This window comes from Paenibacillus sp. CAA11 (genome assembly GCF_003060825.1).
In the GTDB taxonomy this organism is placed as follows: Bacteria; Bacillota; Bacilli; order Paenibacillales; family Paenibacillaceae; genus Fontibacillus.
The window spans coordinates 445,122-463,175 of record NZ_CP028922.1 but is presented as its reverse complement, the minus strand read 5'-3'; the positions used below and the strand labels follow the sequence as shown (position 1 = coordinate 463,175).

Here is an 18,054-nt window from a genome sequence, read left to right as displayed (position 1 = left end):
CTACTGACTCGCCAGAAGGTCCGCCAGCCTGCGGATCTCCTTATTGAAGTATCGATTCACCAGCGGGTTGTCGCGGATATACATCCTTCCTTCGAGCACATCGGCGCAGGCGGCCTTCACAAAAGGCAGCGCAGCTACGAGGTTCAGCCCGAATTCCTTATATATCTTGTAATCGAATTTGATATCCATCGTGTTCATCGCAATAATGCTTGTAAACTTTGCCGTGCTGATGCCCACAGAAGCTGCAAAATCAAGCATGCGCACGATATTGCTAGAAGCCTCAATACGCTCTGCTACGGTGAAGAAGCCGACATGGCAGTACTTCATCGCCCCCAGGCAGAACTCCAGCGCCGGAATGTTGGGGATATCCAGCAGCACGATGTCGAACATGCTCTTCAGCGTCTCAATGACACGCTCCAGATGCTCAAACTCAAAGTCGAAGTATTCTTCGAGCAGATCATGCGGACTCGGGGACAAAAGATACAGCCGGTCATACTTGGTCGATTGAATCTCTTCCCGGAAGTCCACCTTGTCGCTCTTGAGCACTTTGATCAGGCCGTCCCCCCGCTTGCACGGCTTGGCATCGAGCGCATGGTACAGGTTCGGGGCGAACACCTTCAGGTCAACCACACAGGTGTTAAGCCCCTTTTGACCCAGCAGATAACCCAGACTACTGAGCAGCAGCGGATGATCCACATAATCACTAGCAGGGAGGAAGCCCACCACGTTATAAATCAGCTTGCTCTCCTGAAGCTCGGCACCGACCAGGTCCTTCGATGAAATCTTGTCCAGCACGGAGCTGAGCTTGCTCTCTATTTGGAGCTGTCCTTTTCCGCCCATGATTCCACCTCCCTTTGCAGTGTCGGCAGCTGGTCTACCACCGGATTGCTCTCATTTCTGCTCAGGATCGTAATGAGGAACTTCTTGCCTTCCTTATTGTTATAGCTGGCGAACTTTGTAATCTCTTCCTTGCTTCCTTCGAGCATCAAGGCTCTAGGCTGGATGTTCTTCAGGAACTCTGTGCTCTTCATCACCTTGTCCCGCTCATCTTCACCGAGCTTCAGAACTTCTTGATATACCTCGTAGATCGAGTGGCTGTTCGCGTTCAGCATATCCTTGACCACAATGCTGTCGAACAGGATCTCCGTCTTCATCTTTCCACTCGATGAGGCGGCTGCATTCGGATTGGCGTAAGGATCTCCACCACCTTCAGCTTCATAGGAGACGCGAATTCTGACGCGGTCACCTGGCATCAGGATATCCCCGCCCGCTTCCAGGAAGTTGTACGGCAGGGTCAGCACCTCACGGTCATCCTCTACCTTATAGAGCCAATCGTTCCTCTGCGGCTTTTCCGTGCTGATTTGATCCTTGTAAAGGATGCTCTTGTCCCGAATATAATACTTGGTATATTTCTCAATGACCTCTGGCAAATCCTTAGCCAGAATCATGTCATCGGTGTACTCCTTCTTGATCAGGTCGTACTTCTCAATTTGCTTCTCGGTAATAACCCCATATGCCGGCAGACCGCCCGACTGGTTAACCCTCAGCACCTTTACGGTGTTCTTCGCGGCCTTGTTGGAATTGTTCAGAATGATGAAGGAGATCACGATGACCAGAATACTGAACAGCAGCGCGATCGCCTTCTTCATGAACTTCCGGTTGGGGGAAACGCTTTTTACACTGCTTAAATCCATCTTGTCATGCACCCTCCATTATTCTTAGAAGCAGCTGGCCAAAGGCCTTCTCGTATTCCGAACCCGAATGTACCAGCGGAATATCATTCTCAATCTGCGAGTCAAAATGAGGGCTGTAAGGCACCTGTCCCGCAATACTCATCTCGTAGATAAATTTCTCACTTAACCCGGAGGTGATGACTTCTCCAACCTTATCCGGTGTGAACAAATCGCCCTGGAACCGGGAAAGGCTGTTGTACTGCGTCACAATGATTTTTGACTTGGCATTCAGATAATGGGCGTTCTCCTTGTCCAAAATGGTCTCTACATTACGAATCGTGCTAAGAACCGCGTGCAAATTGTTAGGCACGCACAGTCCGAATAAATCTATATGTATTAGAGCGTCTGAGAACATTCTGAACAGGTCCAGCGGCAGATCCAGAAGCACGAGGTTGAACTTGGTCCGCAGCAGCGAGAGCATGCCGACCAGCTTGGCGGTGTTATAAAATTGACTCATCAGCTTACCGTCATGGAAATCGTAACCGAGCCCGGTCAGCCACATATTCTCCTTCACGTTGAAGGCCGTTGTCATATAATCCTGCGGCCTAGCTAAGGTGCGGATCAGGGAAGCGTTAATCTCCTCACTGCGCTTCGTCCGCTCATGGAAGCTGCTGAAGTACATATTCATGCTTCGATAGTCCACATCCATATCAATGATGATCGAACTCAGGCCCCGCCGACTCGCTTCACTGGCCAAGTTGACTACCGTACTGGTCACCCCGCTGCCGCGGTGTCCGGTTACAGCAACGATCCGGCTGATCCCCCGGCTGATGTTCGCGATTTCCCGAGTTAACGGGTCGGTCGCCTGGATGACCGGCTCTTGCTGAGGCTTGGACTTAAAGCGGTCGAAGAAGGATTTCTTCTTCTCCGGCTCTTTGGCCGGAGTCGGGACTTCCCGCTGTGCAGCAGGTGCCTCCGCGATAGGAGAACTCTTGCGGACGGGAGGACTCTTGCTAAGCAGCTCTTGTAATGCCGACCTGTATGCAGCTGCGGGAACACGCACCCAGCCCGAATGTACGATCTTGAAATCGGCATTCTCCAAGCTGAGGCGCCGAAGCTTGTCCTCCAGCAGAGGATTACGGGTGATTAGAATCACCTTGGGCATGGTCAGGCAGTTCTGCCGCATCCAAGCGAGCAGCTCACTTAAAGCACGCTCATCCTGCGCTTCATGTCCGGATAGAGCGTCATCGGTAATCAGCACCCCCTTCGGACTAGGACTTTCCTCATTTAACATATTCTGGACCGATGACAAATCTAGTGAAGCTCTGTTGATGATATCCGCGGCTTTTGTAACATATTGTGTAACGATCGGGTGTGCTTCACCGGCTATCAACAAAATACTCATTAGTTCACCTGCTATAGCGTTATGTAGAACCATCTTCCATAAATTGACTTGGTTTTCACTGGGTATTCTATCAACCAACTTCATGGTTTACAATACCTTGATAGGCATTTATTAGGTAATTTAGAACTATATAACTATTAAACAAGACCTACGTATTCCGAAACGCCTAAAGGATATTTTTCCCAAATATGCAATAAGACCTGCTTTACCCAAACAGGGTAAAAACAGGTCCTATGACAAAAAGCACGTTCTCCCCAGCTTCGAAACAGGTCTGAAAGACCTTGAAGATGAAGAGAGAATTCATGGATTCAGTTCAAATTAACTATTCTTACATACCGTCACTTCCACACCGCCGGCCGGTCCATTCGCCACCTGGATTTGATAATACTTCGTCTTGAACAACTTTGGGGCTGTCGCTCCACCCTCCTCGGAGTTCTTCGTCACCACTTTAGCCTGTTTAATGATGGCGTTAACGGTATTTGCGTCCATTCGCTGCTTCAGGATTGCAGCCGTTTCGGCATATTGGGCAGAGATATTCTTGTCATAGTGCTCATAAGCAATTCCAATAATGAAGAGTCTGTTGTTTAGGTTCGTCGTAGAGTTCTCTCCAAAAGGCCCTTTCATAATCGTCAAATGGTTCTTGCTGTACCGGCTGCTCTTATCATAAGAAATCTTGAAGCCATACACGTCTTCCTTGGTGATTTTGGTCGGAACGGTCTTCTTACAAATCATAAAACTTAAATCACCATAAGGCTGGGAACCGACAAAGATTTGATAAACTCCATCATCGAAGGTCTTATCTTTAAGCTCCTGTTCTCTTGTGGTTTTGGCTTTGGCATATTTCATCATTGCGTCTACAACTTTAGGCTTGATCCGTTGCCGCAGTATCGATTCAACCTCTTTGAATTGGGTTGGAACGTCTGCCCCTATGAGTTGATAACTAATGCTTAACGTCAGCAAGGCATATTCATTGCCGAGTTCATCATAAGGCCCCCTTGAAGGCCGCATCTTGGCGTCCGTGGTTCCGTACATACTATTCTTATCGTAAGAAATCTTGAAGCCATAGGCATCCTCGGTGACGATCATCCGTTCCGGCTCTTTCTCCTTCTCATCGTTCACCTCCGTGTTCAAGGGAAGGTCGCTTGCCAGTGCCTGCAGCGGTGCCGCCAGCAGCAGGATGCTGATCATGAGCATCACAAGATTGTGTTTGTGTTTCAACAGATATACACTCCTTTGGTCAAGAAAATGTTCGGTGCTGTCAGATATAATAAAGCGATAGCAACACCCAAATTTAACCACTGCATGTTTATAGACGTCAATGAGTATTCCTTATCATTTTTTACGGAATGTCACATCTCCTTAGCCGTCACTCGTAGTACAAGATGAGAGGGGTGAAACGATTGGATGAAGCTGAACTGCATCAGGCTATAAAGGATGTGCTTGAAGGGGACATCGGCCAATTCGAGCGGATTATGCAGGCCTATCAAAGGTCGATTTTTGTCTATTGCTATCATATGCTGGGAAATCACTCGGAAGCGGAGGACTGCGGCCAAGAGGTCTTCTTGAAGGCTTTTCGCTATCTGAAAAAGTATGATCCCAACCTGCCCTTCGTGGCCTGGTTGTATAAGATTGCCTATCATCAGTGTATTGATGTCATCCGCAGGCGGAAGCTGGCGAGGTATCTTCCTTTCTTCTACCAGGACGATAAGCAGAATACCTCAGTCGATCTGGAGATTGAGGCCCACTATTTCGATGAGACGGTTCACCGGGCTCTGTCCGTGCTGTCTATGGAAGAGAGGAACCTGCTGATTCTACGCTGTGTCGAAGACAAGAGCTATCAGGAGATCGGACTGATTCTGAACAGAAGCAGTCCTACACTCCGCAAAAGGTACGAGCGGGCGGCCGCCAAATTCCGCAAGGCATATGCCAAAGTGAAAGGAGAAGCAGCTTATGGGACCCGATCAGGATCAGGAGTTGAGAGGACTTTTTCATAATGCGCCTATTCCCGAAGTAAACATGACCTCTAAGGTTATGAATCAATTGCACGCTGAACAGCGAAAAAAGGAGAGATTTGTCGTGAAGTACAAGATCAGCCTAATGGTGATTGCAGGCATGCTGCTCACCGCATCTACAGGGTTTGCAGCCATGAACTACCAGGCCCTGCATAACAGCAAGGGGGAAGTCGTGTATGAGGAGAAGCAGTGGGACGATTCCCTGAACAAGAATAATACCAAGGACGATCAGCGGCGCAGCCTTAAGAGCCACCAGTACTCGGAGGAGAGCCTTAAGGAAGGGACCGCCGGACTTTTCTATATCGTGTCCAATAATCCGAATCATGAGCTGGAGACAGGGTACAAGTCCCTAGGCATTCACGAAGCAGCCGCCCTGCAAAATGAGCTGAAGGGACAGTCTGCCAAAATCTTCGATCAAGTCTTAGACTATAAATTTGAGAGTGCTACCCTCCACTATAAACCTATCATCTGGGTTCATCCGTTAACAGCCGAGAAAGAGCACGCCATCGCAGAACAGCTGCGTAAACAGGCGGAGCAGTCCCACAAGGATTATGCCATGATGCCTATTGAGATCTCCAAGGATCATTGGAATATGGTGAGCACCTATAAGAAGGGAAAGAGCCAGTTCTTTCTCAACATGATGAAATCAGATGATAAAACAACATTGTATACCCATGAAGAGCAGATCTCCAAACGAGAAAAACTGGTCATAGACGGCGTGGATATGATGTATACGGAAGTTGAAGTCGGCCGAACGATTACATGGGTGCACAATGTCCCGAACAGTAACTTTACTATCACTTATTCCATTTCAACCGGTAATGATGTTAGCAAAGAGAAACTGATTCAGATGGTGAAATTATTTTTGAAGTAACACGCTATGTGTCTAGCAACTAGTGAATGTTATGAGCTCCTGTCCCTACATTTGTTCATATGGGGACGGGAGTTTTTTGCAGCAATCGGGAGAAGCACATAAAAAAATAGCGAACTACGGCTTCTCCGTAATTCGCTATCAAACTACATAAGTCATCAAGTATTAATAGTTAGCTCCGTGATTAAGCGGTGTAATAACGGTGTCGCCGGCTGTGGAAGGTGCAAGATGCCAACTACTTAAAATCCCAATCACAAATACTGCTGAAATCAATGCCTTCTTCATTCTCAATCGCTCCCTTTAAAATAGATTTTTGAATCTTTAGGTAGGCTTCTAGTTGAGTTGGCGATGCATGATTTCTAAATGTCTCAAAAAGAGCTGTAGCTTTTTTAAAACATTTATCATCATTTATTTTATCAGACAATGTCAAAATATGTAAAGTAAAATTTATCGCATTATGGTATTTTTTATTTTTATAACTATATAAAGTAAGTAAATAATAGAAAGAGAGATAATACGCATCGTCTACGCGATCCTCATAGGTGTCGAATTCATGCACAAGTTGTATCAGCTTATCTAATTCATGGTCTATGGTCACATTAAATGTCAGGGCTGCTTCAAGGATACTTATCAATCCGGGGAGAACTTCTTGGGGGTGACTTAGAAGGAATTCAACATAATCTGGGAGATATTCTAAATTTCCTGATAGGATTTCAAGAGCGTGCCTATTAGCTTTAGCGAAAAATTTAAAATCGGAGATAATTTGTTCATTTAATGGGTTCGAATCATCTACCCAGCTAAGATCCGCATAATAGACCACGCACTCCTTAGCTTTGTCATACCTTTTCAGTTTCTGATAGGCCAATCCCTTCATCAAATAACTATAGCCGAAATAATATACAATAGATCTATTCATTGGTTCGCTGCCTGAGTATATCCCGACAGGCCGGCTGGTATAATCATGATTTATACGGCTGGCTGTCTCAATAAGACTATCAGATAAAGAGATGACCTGGTCCCAATTCTCAAACGAATAGGCCATTTTCAGCATGTTTACTAATGTGTCTATGTGGACAGGATCAAGCAATAATTGATCAAGTTCATCTTGCATAGAGACCTCTCCCTTATATTCCAAATTTTTACTATATTGTATAGGAATATTAACAGTGGGTCAATTATATTTTTATAGAGTTATCTCTTCTCTCCCTAGTTATATTTCCATCTTCCCAATAGATTACTCTATGAAATCATAGAAGCACACTTTAACTACCCCTCGCTTTTATTCAAATCGAGAGCCCGGAAGGATCAAAGAACCGGAGCGGTGTCCATCACCGTCCTCCGGTTATCTGGCAGATCTATACGGCCAAGCTAAACAACTGTCTTAATTTACGTTTTTAAATTGCAGGCCGCCATTCTTAAGCTCAAATCCATATGTCTTGCCCAAAACCTGCAGCTCCCGATCACTCACTTCAGCAATCTTGCTGACTTTCTTGGACTCATCCCTGACGACTTGAAAGTCGACGGTTCCGTCCCCGTCATAATAAAATTTGGTGAATTGTCCTGGTTCCTCAGGGTCCTGGTCCATGAACAGCCGAACATGCTTGCCTTGGTACAGGTATCTGTCCTTGGCTTTATCGTACGTTAGGCCATAGGCGGTGTATTCCTTTAACGCATCACCATTATAGTTGGCCGCTGCTTCACCTTCTTCGAAAGAGGATGAGGAAGCCGCAGCGTGAAGTCCCGTATCATCGCCGCTTTCCACAGCCTCCATTTCAGCCGAGGCTTCTGTGGAAATATGGCCAATATGGCTGACTTCGCCGTTTGATTGTTCTGCAAATGCAGACACTGCGCCCAAAATCAAAATGAGCGAAATGGAGGCGGCCACGACCGTCCCTTCTTTCAGTTTCATAATAGACACGCTCCTTTCCTGGGTCGATTCGCCCAGCTTGAGATAGAACAGGATCACGAACTTCACATAACTGTCAACTCGGATTCATTCCATTTAGTATCTATTCACCTGCCTCCCCTAACTGACTATTGTTATAGTCAACCCAATACTACTCCAGTAGTCAACAAATGTCAATTATATCCTTTTTCCTCTATTTATACTTGTTATGCCAATAGAAACAATCCCGCATGCAGCCAAAGCATTAGGCGCTCTGTTCAGGACATGAATCATTCATCCCATTGATCATTAACTTCATGAAATAGATTCACGAAACCACCATAAATTTATGAAACTTTTACCATGCTCGGAACGTTATCATGAATGGAGGCGATCAAGATGAAGACCAAAGTAACCATCGCAGCTGCCGTATTTGCAGCCATGATGGGCATAAGCCAGATCGGCTTGAGCCAAGCAGGCGCTGCCGCGGCTAAGACAACCAAGCCCGCAGTCAGCAAATCAGCGGATGCGGCAGACAGCAAGGTAGAGACCGTGAAGGTTACCGATCCTACCAAGATCAGCAAGCTGAACCATACAAGTGTTCCGCCGCTGGTCGTGGAAGCAGAGAAGCGTTATTTGTATGCCATGAGTGGAGGATCAGGGGAGCTTGAGACGTTCCAGCAGAGCGGCAAGGAATACCGCTACCTCTCTAGCGATATCGGAACCCGGGCGAAGCTTCTCAATTACTTGACCCAAATTTACACGAAGCAGGCAGCCGAGTATTTTATCGGCAAACATTTTATTGAGCATGACGGCCGGATGGCCCAGCTGAATGCCGACGGTGGAAACGCCCTGAATTTCAGCAAGGCTACGGCGAAGATGACGAACATGACCGCTACTATGCGCGTCTACACGCTCTATGTCCCTTATGAGGATGCGAAGCAGGGACGTGAGAAGATCACCATCAAATTCGAGCAGGTGGGCGACTACTGGAGAGTGGGAACTGCGCCGCACGCTATTTTCTAAAAAAGCACTTAAATAAAGAAGCCTTACTCCTGAGCCCCTAGTTTGGGCGAAGAGTAAGGCTTTTCTCATAATAATCCCTATTCAATTACCCGGCATTAAGCATTCGCTGTGTCCAGCTCCACGCCGCGGTTGTTAAACTTATCCTTATCATTCTCCTTAAGCACTTTGCTGGAGATGAGTCCAGCCGTAATGGAGTCGTTCACATTCAGCGCCGTCCGACCCATATCAATCAGCGGCTCTACGGAGATCAGGAGACCGGCCAGAGCAACCGGCAGGTTCATCGTAGACAGCACGATCAGGGAAGCGAAGGTAGCTCCGCCGCCGACGCCGGCTACACCGAACGAGCTAATGGTCACAACAAGGATCAGCTTAAGGATGAAATCCCAGCTCATTGGATCGATGCCCACCGTAGGAGCAATCATCACGGCCAGCATGGCCGGATAGATCCCGGCACAGCCGTTCTGGCCAATCGTGGCGCCAAAGGTCGCCGACAGGTTGGCAATCCCTTCAGATACGCCAAGCTTCTTCGTCTGTGTCTCCACGTTCAGCGGGATCGTAGCCGCACTTGAACGGGAGGTGAAGGCGAAGACCAAGGTAGGCAGCACCTTGCGCACATAAACGGCAGGGTTGAAGCCGAACAGGGCAAGCAGGATCAGATGGATGATAAACATCACGATCAAGGCGACATAAGATGCGCCCACGAACTTGATCAGCTTCAGAATCTCGTCCGCACTCGTCGTTGCGACCACCTTCGTGATCAACGCCAAAATACCGTATGGCGTCAGGCGCAGCACCAAGGTCACGATCCGCATGACAACAGCGTAGACCGCATTCACCATATTGCGGAAGGTTTCCGCTTGCGCCGGCTTCTTCTTATCAAGTCCCAGCACCGCTACTCCGATAAATGCGGAGAAGATGACGACAGCGAGTGTGGAAGAGCGGCGAGCTCCTGTCATATCCAGGAACGGATTGCTTGGCACAAACTCAAGAATTTGCTGAGGAATGCTCTTGTCTTGAACATCACCAAGCTTCTCCTCCAGCTTCGCTCCCTGCTGTGTCTCCCGGTCCCCTTTCTGAATCTCAATCGCCTTGAGATCAAAGCTGAGGCTGGTCACAATACTAACCGAAGCCGCAATAGCGGTAGTAATAAGTAGCGTGGCAATGATCGCAAGGCTCATCTTGCCAAGGTTCTGTCTTCCCTTCAGATTCATGATCGCCGAAATGATCGAGACCATGATCAGAGGAATGACAATCATCTGCAGCAGGCCCACATATCCGTTACCAACCAGGCTGAACCAGTCTGACGTATCATGCAAAACATCTGAATCCGCTTTGAAGATCAGCTGTAAAATAACACCAAAGACGAGTCCCAGCCCAAGTCCGGTAAATACACGCTTCGTGAAAGAAATATGCTTCTTCTGCATCCAGAACAAGAGACCCAGAAGTGCAAGCATCACGACCACGTTAATAATCACCCATAAGGTATTCATGGCTTATAACTCCTCCTAAAAATAATAGTAACTCACCAAAAGGTGACATGCTCAGGAAAGTATATCACAAAGCATACTAAATATATAGGAATTATTTTTCGGAAGCAAGCTCTTTTTTCAGAATACTTGCAGAAGCTTGTTTACACAGGGAATATTAAACAGAACCAGGCTGTTTCTAACCTCGGGGCGAACAGAAACTTATCAAAGAAAGAGATAGCCCCCATCTACCAGCAGGATATGATTCTCACACTATTGAAATAGAAATATATAAATTTGGCAGAGAGAAGGCCTATGAAGTAGACAAAACTCAAGAAGGAATGCACCATGCAGATTCGAAAATTTCAAGGGACGGACATCGACCAGATCATCACTTTATTCTACGAGACGGTGCACACGGTAAATAGACAGGACTACTCCCCGGAACAGTTGGAGGCATGGGCCTCCAGATCGGAGGAACAGCAACGGCACGAGAATTGGCTGCAATCCTTAAGCACCAACATCTCCTATGTGGCACAAGAGGATCGCCAGATTGTCGGCTTTGCAGATATCAACAGACAGGGCTACCTGGATCGGCTGTTTGTCCATAAAGACTACCAGGGTCAAGGCATTGCGTCCGCTTTGGTAGACGTGCTTGAGTCTGAAGCGAGGAAGTTAAATATGACCGAGATCGACACCGATGCCAGCATGACGGCAAAGCCTTTTTTTGAACATAAAGGATACCGGGTCGTCCAGTCACAGACCGTGCAGCGGCGGGGCGTTGAGCTCCAAAACTTCAGGATGAGGAAGAGCCTCCGTTAAGGTGGCCCGCGATTATTCGATTATTACTTGCCTTCTGCTCCGATATAAAAAAGCGCTGCTGCTCCCGGTCTAAAGGGTCAGTAGCGCTCCCTCATCTTATCGATCTCCTCTCGCACCAGATTCCTTAAGGAATCTGGCTCGATCACGACGGCATCCGCTCCCCAGCCAAGAATCCAATGGAGCAGCTCTTCCGGACGGCGGACGCGAAAATTCACATAATACCCGTCAGGCAGCAATTCGGCATCCTCCATAAAAAAGTGGTTCGCCTCCTGCACCTTATCCGCGACTTCAGATCTGAAGCAGACACGGATGTGCAGCCGGCGATCATCGGTCTGACGATATTTATGCAGATCGAAGTCGTCCGGCAGTTCGAACGGCTCCTCTGTCACAGTAAGATCGCTCATTCGGGATACTCTGAAATGCCGAATATCCTCCCGCAAATCGCACCTGGCCAGCAGCGCCCATGCCCCCTGTACAAACACCAGCCCAAACGGCGCGACAGTCCGGACCGTTTCACGGCTGCCATCTGCGCCAAGATGACTCTTCCGGTATCTAAATCTAATCTTCTTCCCCTCATGCATGGCAGCACGAATAGTTTGTATGTATGTTTTCTCTTGAACACTCCGCTTCGGTTCCTCCCCCGGAGATAGCAGACGGATATTGCTGTACATTCGATCTGTCTCGGTTCGGATTCTTTGCGGCAAGATCGCTTCAATCTTTCTTCGGGAAGACAGAGCGCTGCTGCTGATTTGGGGATCGAAATGCTGCTTAATAAAGTCAGACCCCATCAGAAGGGCCACAGCCTCCTCCATAGTAAAGCTGATCGGGGGCAGGAAATACCCCTCCATCAAGGAATAGCCCAGCCCAGGCAATCCCACAATCGGCACCCCAGCCTCGCTTAAGGCCTGAACATCCCGGTAAATGGTTCTTACGCTGGTCTCCAGGCGCTCTGCCAGTTCTTCAGCCTTCAGCAGCTTGCTGCGCTGAAGTTCCAATACGATAGTTAATAGGCGTTCTGTCTTATTCAAATGGCTGATGCCCCCTACAAATATCTTGTGTCCTACTCTAATAATATCAGATGATACCAGAACACTCCTGACATTGTATTGTCAGGAGTAAATTAAAGTATTTTCCTAGTGCTTAGGTTAAGATCAGTCCCCTCTTTAAGCACTACACGCTACCCGTGTACGTTCTTTAATAGGTGATTGGAAATGAAATATAATGAGGAGGACATAGCCCAAGCGAAGGAGTATTTTTTGAAGGGATGATGAAATTGAAGCAAGGGATATTAGCTTTTCTAAATGGAACTTCAAGTTCTGGAAAGACATCCATATCGACTGAACTCATAAATCAGAAAGAGATCCATTTTTATCATTTATCAATTGAGGATTTTTTTAATAATTACTATGATTTTATTAATAATAAATTTCCAGATGATCCTCCAAAAGAAATAGATCATCAAGTTGTCTCACAAATACTTGATGATTCCATATTCTCAGTGTACCATTCGACAATTAAATTGTTATTAGAATTGGGTTTTAATGTAATAGCAGATACCGTAATCGACAATGACAAGAGGTTTAATGAGTTTCTTGATCAATTTATCGATCAGCCTACGTTATTTATAGGTGTAATATGCTCGGAAGAAGAACTCATAAGAAGAGAGCAAACAAGAGGAGATAGACAGATTGGACTAGCAGCTTCACAGTTTAGCAAAATATATTGCTTTAATGAATACGACCTCGAAGTAAATACTGAAGAGATGAATCCAATAGAATGTGCCAAAAAGATATTAAGTTTTATTAAGTCCAATAAGGAATACTCAGTTTTTAAGAAATTAAGTAAAAGAAATGTTAGTGTTTCCTAGATGGCGTATCCATCAGATAACACCCTATTCAAAAATTGAGGCTATCGCCCCTCGGTCAGCCCGAGGGATTTCGAAATTAAGCTAACGTTTCCCGTTAGTTGAACTTGCCGCAATAAGTTCTAACTTAAGAATTGTATATTTCTCTATTTAAATTAACAATTTCTTTAATTGAATATTTACCTGGGGAAGCTGACAGCTTTTTCATCACCGTATCACGCAAGAATGGAGCTTTTTCTTTATTTGCTTTATTTAAAGCTATAATCAGTTCCTCTTTTGTAAGTTCTGTGCAGTACGCAGGGGTCCCCGGCTGTTGTCTCCACGATTCGCTTAAAAAACCACTATCTACTGCGTCAAAGCCTAGATCGTTTGTGACACCTCTTAATGAGATATTTCCCTGATTTGAGTAATTTGTAATACTGCACTAATATTTATACATTGCTCGTGTTGGAAGTATCTGATTCTTTAGTTTCTAAAGTTCAAACCACATCGATACAATGAAATCAAGACTCTTTTATGGGGAATATCACAAGGGTCTCTAACAAAGCAACTTCGAGAATTAGAATCAGATGGCTTAATTAATCGTAAAATCTACCCAGAGGTCCCTCCGCGTGTAGAATATTCATTAACATCAAAAGGGAAGGAATGAATCCCAATTATTGATCTAATGGAGGAATTCGGAAAGAAGTTTGGAGACAAAGTAGATTAATCATAAGAGGTATTATTAAACTACCCTGCCCGTTAGCTTCATGAAGCACCCGAGACTCTTGCCGCTGAGGATAGAGCGTGTCAGAATAGCTAATTAAAGAGAGCTTGAATAAATAACCAGCTTCCAGAAAGGATGATTCCCATGAAGTATTATGTCGTTGATGCATTCGCTGAGCAACTATTCGAAGGAAACCCCGCCGGGGTCTGTGTGATGGAGGACTGGATTTCGGATGAAATCATGCAAAAAATTGCTATGGAGAACAACCTTTCGGAGACTGCATTTGCCGTAAAGGAAGGGGAGGGCTACCGGCTGAGATGGTTCACACCGGGCGGGGAGATCGAGCTGTGCGGTCATGCTACACTCGCTACAGCTTATGTCATCTCCAATCACTATGAGCAAGTGGACAGGCTCAAGTTCCAGACGCTGAGCGGGGAGCTGGTTGTGCTGAGGAAGGGAGATCTCTATGAGATGGATTTTCCAAGCCGGATGCCTGAACCCTTCTCACTAACGCCGGAAATGGTCGAAGCGCTTGGAGTAACTCCGCTTGAGACCTATCTCAGCAGGGATCTGATGTTTGTGCTGGAATCGGAGGAACAGGTGCGGAATTTGAAACCGGATTTCGCCAAACTAAAGAATCTGCCCGATGGCATCGGAGCCTCGGTGACCGCGAGAGGGTCTGCATTCGATTTTGATTTTGTGTCCCGGAGCTTCTTCCCGAAGCTAAATGTTAATGAAGACCCTGTCTGCGGTTCAGCCCACTGCAACTTCATTCCTTACTGGGCGGACCGCCTCGGCAAACAGGAATTGCTGGCAAGACAGCTCTCCAGCCGGGGTGGTACCCTGCACTGCCGCCTGGAGGGAGACCGGGTGAAGATCAGCGGAAGCGCAGTGCTGTACGCGATATCTGAGCTGATGGTTGGATAGCCACCTTAGCCGCCTTCCTCATAACAAACAGCCCTGGACTTTAGGTTAAGTCCAGGGCTGCTATTTTTTTATGCGCGAGACGGCAAATGAGGCAGCACGTCTTCCGTATAGGCTCGTAAGATCTCGCCAACGCTCCAGGCCTGGGTGAAGCAGCCTCGGCTCACACAGGAGAACTCCCCATCGAAGATTTCAGCAATCCCATTGATACAACCGTCCTGCAGATGATCCTCGAACACTGCGCACATGCGCGCAGCCTCAGCCACCGCTGCTTCGGAATAGCCATGCACTTTGCAATAGGCAGTAATGAAGGCTCCGAGCGGAAAGGTCCATACTGTTCCCATATGGTAAGCCCCGTCCCGGTCAATCAGCTTGCCAATATAGGCTGGCTTGTATTCCGGGTCTTCGAAGGTAAGTGACCGCAGCCCGTAAGTCGCATAGAGATGCCGGTAGACGGTCTCGACAACCCGCCGCTCCCGGTCTGGCGGAAGCATCGTAAAGGGAAGCGAGACGGCCCAGATTTGGTTCGGCCGAATCCTCGGATCATCCTCGTCAACCACATCATAGAGGCACTGGGTCTCCTCGTTCCAGAACCGCTCTTGGAAAGACTGCTTCACACGCTGTGCCAGCTCTCGATATGGAGCAGAGTCATCTCCGAAGCGATCCGCAAGCTGCTTCATTACGCACAGGGCGTTGTACCAGAGCGCGTTAATCTCCACCGGCTTGCCATGCCGCGGAGTGACGACCCAGTCACCGACCCGTACATCCATCCAAGTCACCTGATCCAGGCCGCTGCCCGCACGGATCAGCCCATCCTCATCCATCTGAATGGAGAAATCAGTGCCTGTCCGGTAGGCTGCCTCAATCTCCTTTAGCGCCGGGTACAGCTTGGTGCGGACAAATTCATAATCCGAAGGCTCTCCGGTGTAGCGCAAATACTCGTATATCGCGTGAAAATACCACAGCGAAGCATCTACCGTATTGTAATACGGCTCCTGCCCGTCATCCGGGAACATATTCGGAATAAGTCCCCGCCGCACATAATGGGCGAACGACTCCAGAATCTCCCTCGCCTCGCCGAAGCGTCTCGTCGCCAAGGCCACACCCGGGAAGGCGATCATCGTATCCCGGCCCCAGTCCGTGAACCACGGATACCCGGCCAGGACGGTCTTCAGTCCTGTCGATTCCCGGTGAACGATGAAGTGATCGGCGGCCTGCACCAGGCGATCCGCCAACGAATCACCATAGCCGGCCAATGCCGCCAGCCCCACCATCCGCTGCTTGTATTCAGAGGCGATAGTGAAGCCGTCCCGGTCGTCCAGCGGCTGGATTGAGCATTTCATATAGAAGCGTTTCCGCTCGAATGGAGCCAGCTCCACCTGAATCTCATAGGGGGTATAGTGATTATCCAGCCCGGTGAAGCCATTGCGATTCTCGAACGCATAGTAATGGTTCTCTTCATACAAATGAGAAGGCACGGCCATGGATGTAGGCAGCCCTGCCCGATCCACATACTCCCCTTCAGAGGTCATGAAGTGAATGCGAAGTCCTTCCCCGCCCTGCGGGGTCAGGGTCAATTCCCGGCCTTGCTGCTCTGCCTCAAATACCAAAGCGCTCTTCTCGGAGACTGCACCCGGAGAGCGGTGATTGAACAGCGGAACGATCCGCAGCCGCGCAGGTTGACTGCCTCCGTCTACCTCATAACAGACCACAGCAGTGTTGCGCCCATATTCGACCGATACCGTCTTGCGGATGCACACATCCTCTACCTGATACGTGTACTCCGGCACGCCATCCAAGCTGAACCGCTGCAAATACCGCTGCCCGTTCTTAGCCCAGTTTACATACTGCTGAGAGGTCAGGTCATACTCCCGCTCTCCCAGCACTACCTGCTCCTGCGTCCGGGTCCACACTAATACCCGGTTGACCGGAGGCTTCGTCGAGGCGATCAGATAACCGTGAGACATGCGGAACCCGCCTCCCGGTACGGAGTGGTTGGCATAGCCGCCGATGCCATTGCCGAGCAGCCACTCTCGCTCATTGCCCTCCTCCAGCGTACGCCAAGCACTTTTTCCAAAATGATAGGACTCACTCATCTAAGATTCTAGCTCCTTTCCCATGGACAGGTGATTCCCCATGGAATCAACGTTATGTACAAAAAAACTGTCTCATCTACTTTATACTTCTGTTAATTAGCTTAAACGCTTAAGTTAACTTCTGACCGATTATAGCACCGCCCGGAAAACGCTGTCAATTTCATAGCCAAAAAAGGACAAGCCCTGGTTATCCCTGAGCCTGTCCTTCCGGAGACACGATGATATAATCCTCCATCTCCTCGTAAACCTGTCTAAGCAGCTGCTCCATCACAGCCGCCGCAGCCGCAGCCCGCTTCCGGTTGTCGAAGGCGACCTGCCTGACGCCCGGCGGCAGGAGTGCCGCTGCACCGGAGGTGACCACGGCCGCCATCTGCTCTACCTTCATGTACGGCGCGGCCATGCAGGCTGCCCATTCATTTAGGAAGACGCCGGGCGTTCCCTGATGCTGCTTCAAAAATGCTGCAAGCTGCTCCTGGTCGCGCAGCACATGCACCCGCTCCGCACTGAACGAGGCGGTCATACGCCGCATCATCTCGCGGTTGTTCATCGGCAGGGTGACGAGGAAGCTGTCCTTCTCTCCGAGCAGCTCCTGCGCCTGCCGTACCGCTCCGGCATAGTCGACCGCGGTCTTGTGGAACATCGTATCGTCAATATAGCTGTCGATAATCACGATGGGCGCAGTAAACTTGCGGGAAATATTGAAGAATCCTTCCTCCTCCACATCCAGGATGAACAGCGCATCCAGGTTCCGCTTAACGATGATATCGAGCTGCACCTCGGAAGTCCCCGTCCGGGTCACAATGACGTCATAGCCCCGCTCGTTCAACAGCTTCTGAAGCTCGAAGACAAGATCATAATGCATCTGGGCCTTCCAGGGCGGTTCATTATCTTCTTGCACGATCACGATGCCGGTAAGCTTGGAACGGCTCTGGGCAAGACTTCTCGCGGTCAGGTTCGGTACATATTGCAGGCGCCTTGCAATGTCCAGAATACGCTGCCGGGTCTCCTTGCTGATCTTCTGCCGCTCATCCTTGTTCAGCACATAGGAGACGGTTGCGGGCGACACTCCGGCCTCCCTGGCTATATCTTTAAGCGTCACTTTTCTCATAAAATTCCTTAGCTCAGCTCCCATTTAGAATCATTCATCCGTTCTCTCTCACCTTTTTAGCATACCATATTTTAGAACAAGCTCTCCTATATAGCTGAAGATTCCTCAGGCCCACTGCTTGCCCAAAACCTGGGGGAAATTCCTCACAGCCTGTGAGAAGCTAAATAGCTGCACCCTCACCGATTATATTATTGAG

Annotated in this window: 16 protein-coding genes and 2 pseudogenes; 7 read left to right on the top strand and 11 right to left on the bottom strand. The window is 48.3% G+C overall.

Annotated features, from left to right (window positions below; all coding sequences use genetic code 11):
• From DCC85_RS02055 to DCC85_RS02040, 4 genes are all read right to left on the bottom strand, one after another.
• Entirely contained in the window at positions 1-840 is an 840-nt protein-coding gene (locus DCC85_RS02055) for a CpaE/TadZ family protein (RefSeq protein ID WP_108464079.1), read from the bottom strand.
• Complete coding sequence (locus DCC85_RS02050) at positions 813-1,694, bottom strand: CpaB family protein (protein WP_108464078.1); 882 nt, start codon at positions 1,692-1,694, stop codon at positions 813-815. The genes DCC85_RS02055 and DCC85_RS02050 overlap by 28 nt, the downstream gene beginning before the upstream one ends.
• 4 nt (positions 1,695-1,698) lie before the next feature.
• A complete protein-coding gene (locus tag DCC85_RS02045; RefSeq protein WP_159081747.1) occupies positions 1,699-3,078 on the bottom strand; it encodes a CpaE/TadZ family protein in 1,380 nt (459 codons plus the stop codon).
• A gap of 318 nt (positions 3,079-3,396) precedes the next feature.
• The gene (locus DCC85_RS02040) at positions 3,397-4,296 is read right to left on the bottom strand and encodes a hypothetical protein (protein ID WP_108464076.1); all 900 of its coding nucleotides are present in this window, start codon (positions 4,294-4,296) and stop codon (positions 3,397-3,399) included.
• Between the two features lie 173 nt (positions 4,297-4,469).
• Between DCC85_RS02040 and DCC85_RS02035 the strand changes: the two genes are divergently transcribed.
• Both DCC85_RS02035 and DCC85_RS02030 read left to right on the top strand, forming a co-directional pair.
• Positions 4,470-5,072 carry an RNA polymerase sigma factor gene (locus DCC85_RS02035; protein ID WP_325048415.1) on the top strand — a complete coding sequence of 201 codons (603 nt, stop codon included), beginning with the start codon at positions 4,470-4,472 and terminating at the stop codon, positions 5,070-5,072.
• Complete coding sequence (locus tag DCC85_RS02030; RefSeq protein ID WP_108464074.1) at positions 5,029-5,964, top strand: hypothetical protein; 936 nt, start codon at positions 5,029-5,031, stop codon at positions 5,962-5,964. Before DCC85_RS02035 ends, DCC85_RS02030 begins: the two co-directional genes overlap by 44 nt.
• A 232-nt stretch (positions 5,965-6,196) precedes the next feature.
• Here the strand turns inward: DCC85_RS02030 and DCC85_RS02025 are convergent, their stop codons facing one another.
• Positions 6,197-7,072 carry a hypothetical protein gene (locus tag DCC85_RS02025; protein WP_108464073.1) on the bottom strand — a complete coding sequence of 292 codons (876 nt, stop codon included), beginning with the start codon at positions 7,070-7,072 and terminating at the stop codon, positions 6,197-6,199.
• Between the two features lie 270 nt (positions 7,073-7,342).
• Entirely contained in the window at positions 7,343-7,870 is a 528-nt protein-coding gene (locus DCC85_RS02020) for a hypothetical protein (RefSeq protein WP_108464072.1), read from the bottom strand.
• Positions 7,871-8,245: 375 nt separating this feature from the next.
• Here DCC85_RS02020 and DCC85_RS02015 point away from each other — a divergent pair, with 375 nt between their 5' ends.
• On the top strand, positions 8,246-8,872 hold the full coding sequence (locus DCC85_RS02015) for an IseA DL-endopeptidase inhibitor family protein (RefSeq protein ID WP_234414300.1): 627 nt from the start codon (positions 8,246-8,248) through the stop codon (positions 8,870-8,872).
• A gap of 95 nt (positions 8,873-8,967) precedes the next feature.
• Here the strand turns inward: DCC85_RS02015 and DCC85_RS02010 are convergent, their stop codons facing one another.
• Positions 8,968-10,362, bottom strand: coding sequence for an L-cystine transporter (locus DCC85_RS02010; protein ID WP_108464070.1), 1,395 nt, complete (start codon positions 10,360-10,362; stop codon positions 8,968-8,970).
• Between the two features lie 324 nt (positions 10,363-10,686).
• Between DCC85_RS02010 and DCC85_RS02005 the strand changes: the two genes are divergently transcribed.
• A complete protein-coding gene (locus tag DCC85_RS02005) occupies positions 10,687-11,160 on the top strand; it encodes a GNAT family N-acetyltransferase (protein WP_108464069.1) in 474 nt (157 codons plus the stop codon).
• Between the two features lie 77 nt (positions 11,161-11,237).
• On the opposite strand, the gene DCC85_RS02000 is transcribed toward DCC85_RS02005, so the two are convergent.
• Positions 11,238-12,188, bottom strand: a complete 951-nt coding sequence (locus DCC85_RS02000; protein ID WP_108464068.1) for a helix-turn-helix transcriptional regulator — start codon at positions 12,186-12,188, stop codon at positions 11,238-11,240.
• A gap of 245 nt (positions 12,189-12,433) precedes the next feature.
• Here DCC85_RS02000 and DCC85_RS01995 point away from each other — a divergent pair, with 245 nt between their 5' ends.
• Positions 12,434-13,027 carry a chloramphenicol phosphotransferase CPT family protein gene (locus DCC85_RS01995; protein WP_108467665.1) on the top strand — a complete coding sequence of 198 codons (594 nt, stop codon included), beginning with the start codon at positions 12,434-12,436 and terminating at the stop codon, positions 13,025-13,027.
• Positions 13,028-13,151: 124 nt separating this feature from the next.
• On the opposite strand, the pseudogene DCC85_RS23245 reads toward DCC85_RS01995, so the two are convergent.
• Positions 13,152-13,403, bottom strand: a pseudogene (locus DCC85_RS23245) (3-hydroxyisobutyrate dehydrogenase); the annotation flags it as partial.
• Positions 13,404-13,472: 69 nt separating this feature from the next.
• On the opposite strand from DCC85_RS23245, the pseudogene DCC85_RS01985 reads away from it, so the two are divergent.
• Both DCC85_RS01985 and DCC85_RS01980 read left to right on the top strand, forming a co-directional pair.
• Positions 13,473-13,673 (top strand): annotated as a pseudogene (locus tag DCC85_RS01985) (winged helix-turn-helix transcriptional regulator); the annotation flags it as partial.
• Between the two features lie 201 nt (positions 13,674-13,874).
• Complete coding sequence (locus DCC85_RS01980; protein WP_108464067.1) at positions 13,875-14,657, top strand: PhzF family phenazine biosynthesis protein; 783 nt, start codon at positions 13,875-13,877, stop codon at positions 14,655-14,657.
• Positions 14,658-14,725: 68 nt separating this feature from the next.
• Here DCC85_RS01980 and DCC85_RS01975 read toward each other — a convergent pair whose 3' ends face one another.
• Entirely contained in the window at positions 14,726-16,750 is a 2,025-nt protein-coding gene (locus DCC85_RS01975) for an amylo-alpha-1,6-glucosidase (RefSeq protein WP_108464066.1), read from the bottom strand.
• 187 nt (positions 16,751-16,937) lie between these two features.
• On the bottom strand, positions 16,938-17,858 hold the full coding sequence (locus DCC85_RS23545; protein WP_199909964.1) for a LacI family DNA-binding transcriptional regulator: 921 nt from the start codon (positions 17,856-17,858) through the stop codon (positions 16,938-16,940).
• Between the last annotated feature and the right edge of the window lie 196 nt (positions 17,859-18,054).

Excerpts from the sequence above, each read along its gene's own strand:
- DCC85_RS02010 (WP_108464070.1), bottom strand. The coding sequence starts at position 10,362 with ATGAATACCTTATGGGTGATTATTAACGTGGTCGTGATGCTTGCACTT.
- DCC85_RS01975 (WP_108464066.1), bottom strand. The coding sequence starts at position 16,750 with ATGAGTGAGTCCTATCATTTTGGAAAAAGTGCTTGGCGTACGCTGGAG.
- DCC85_RS02005 (WP_108464069.1), top strand. The coding sequence starts at position 10,687 with ATGCAGATTCGAAAATTTCAAGGGACGGACATCGACCAGATCATCACT.
- DCC85_RS02045 (WP_159081747.1), bottom strand. The coding sequence starts at position 3,078 with ATGAGTATTTTGTTGATAGCCGGTGAAGCACACCCGATCGTTACACAA.
- DCC85_RS02020 (WP_108464072.1), bottom strand. The coding sequence starts at position 7,870 with ATGAAACTGAAAGAAGGGACGGTCGTGGCCGCCTCCATTTCGCTCATT.
- DCC85_RS02030 (WP_108464074.1), top strand. The coding sequence starts at position 5,029 with ATGGGACCCGATCAGGATCAGGAGTTGAGAGGACTTTTTCATAATGCG.
- DCC85_RS02025 (WP_108464073.1), bottom strand. The coding sequence starts at position 7,072 with ATGCAAGATGAACTTGATCAATTATTGCTTGATCCTGTCCACATAGAC.
- DCC85_RS02015 (WP_234414300.1), top strand. The coding sequence starts at position 8,246 with ATGAAGACCAAAGTAACCATCGCAGCTGCCGTATTTGCAGCCATGATG.
- DCC85_RS02055 (WP_108464079.1), bottom strand. The coding sequence starts at position 840 with ATGGGCGGAAAAGGACAGCTCCAAATAGAGAGCAAGCTCAGCTCCGTG.
- DCC85_RS02050 (WP_108464078.1), bottom strand. The coding sequence starts at position 1,694 with ATGGATTTAAGCAGTGTAAAAAGCGTTTCCCCCAACCGGAAGTTCATG.
- DCC85_RS01980 (WP_108464067.1), top strand. The coding sequence starts at position 13,875 with ATGAAGTATTATGTCGTTGATGCATTCGCTGAGCAACTATTCGAAGGA.
- DCC85_RS23545 (WP_199909964.1), bottom strand. The coding sequence starts at position 17,858 with ATGAGAAAAGTGACGCTTAAAGATATAGCCAGGGAGGCCGGAGTGTCG.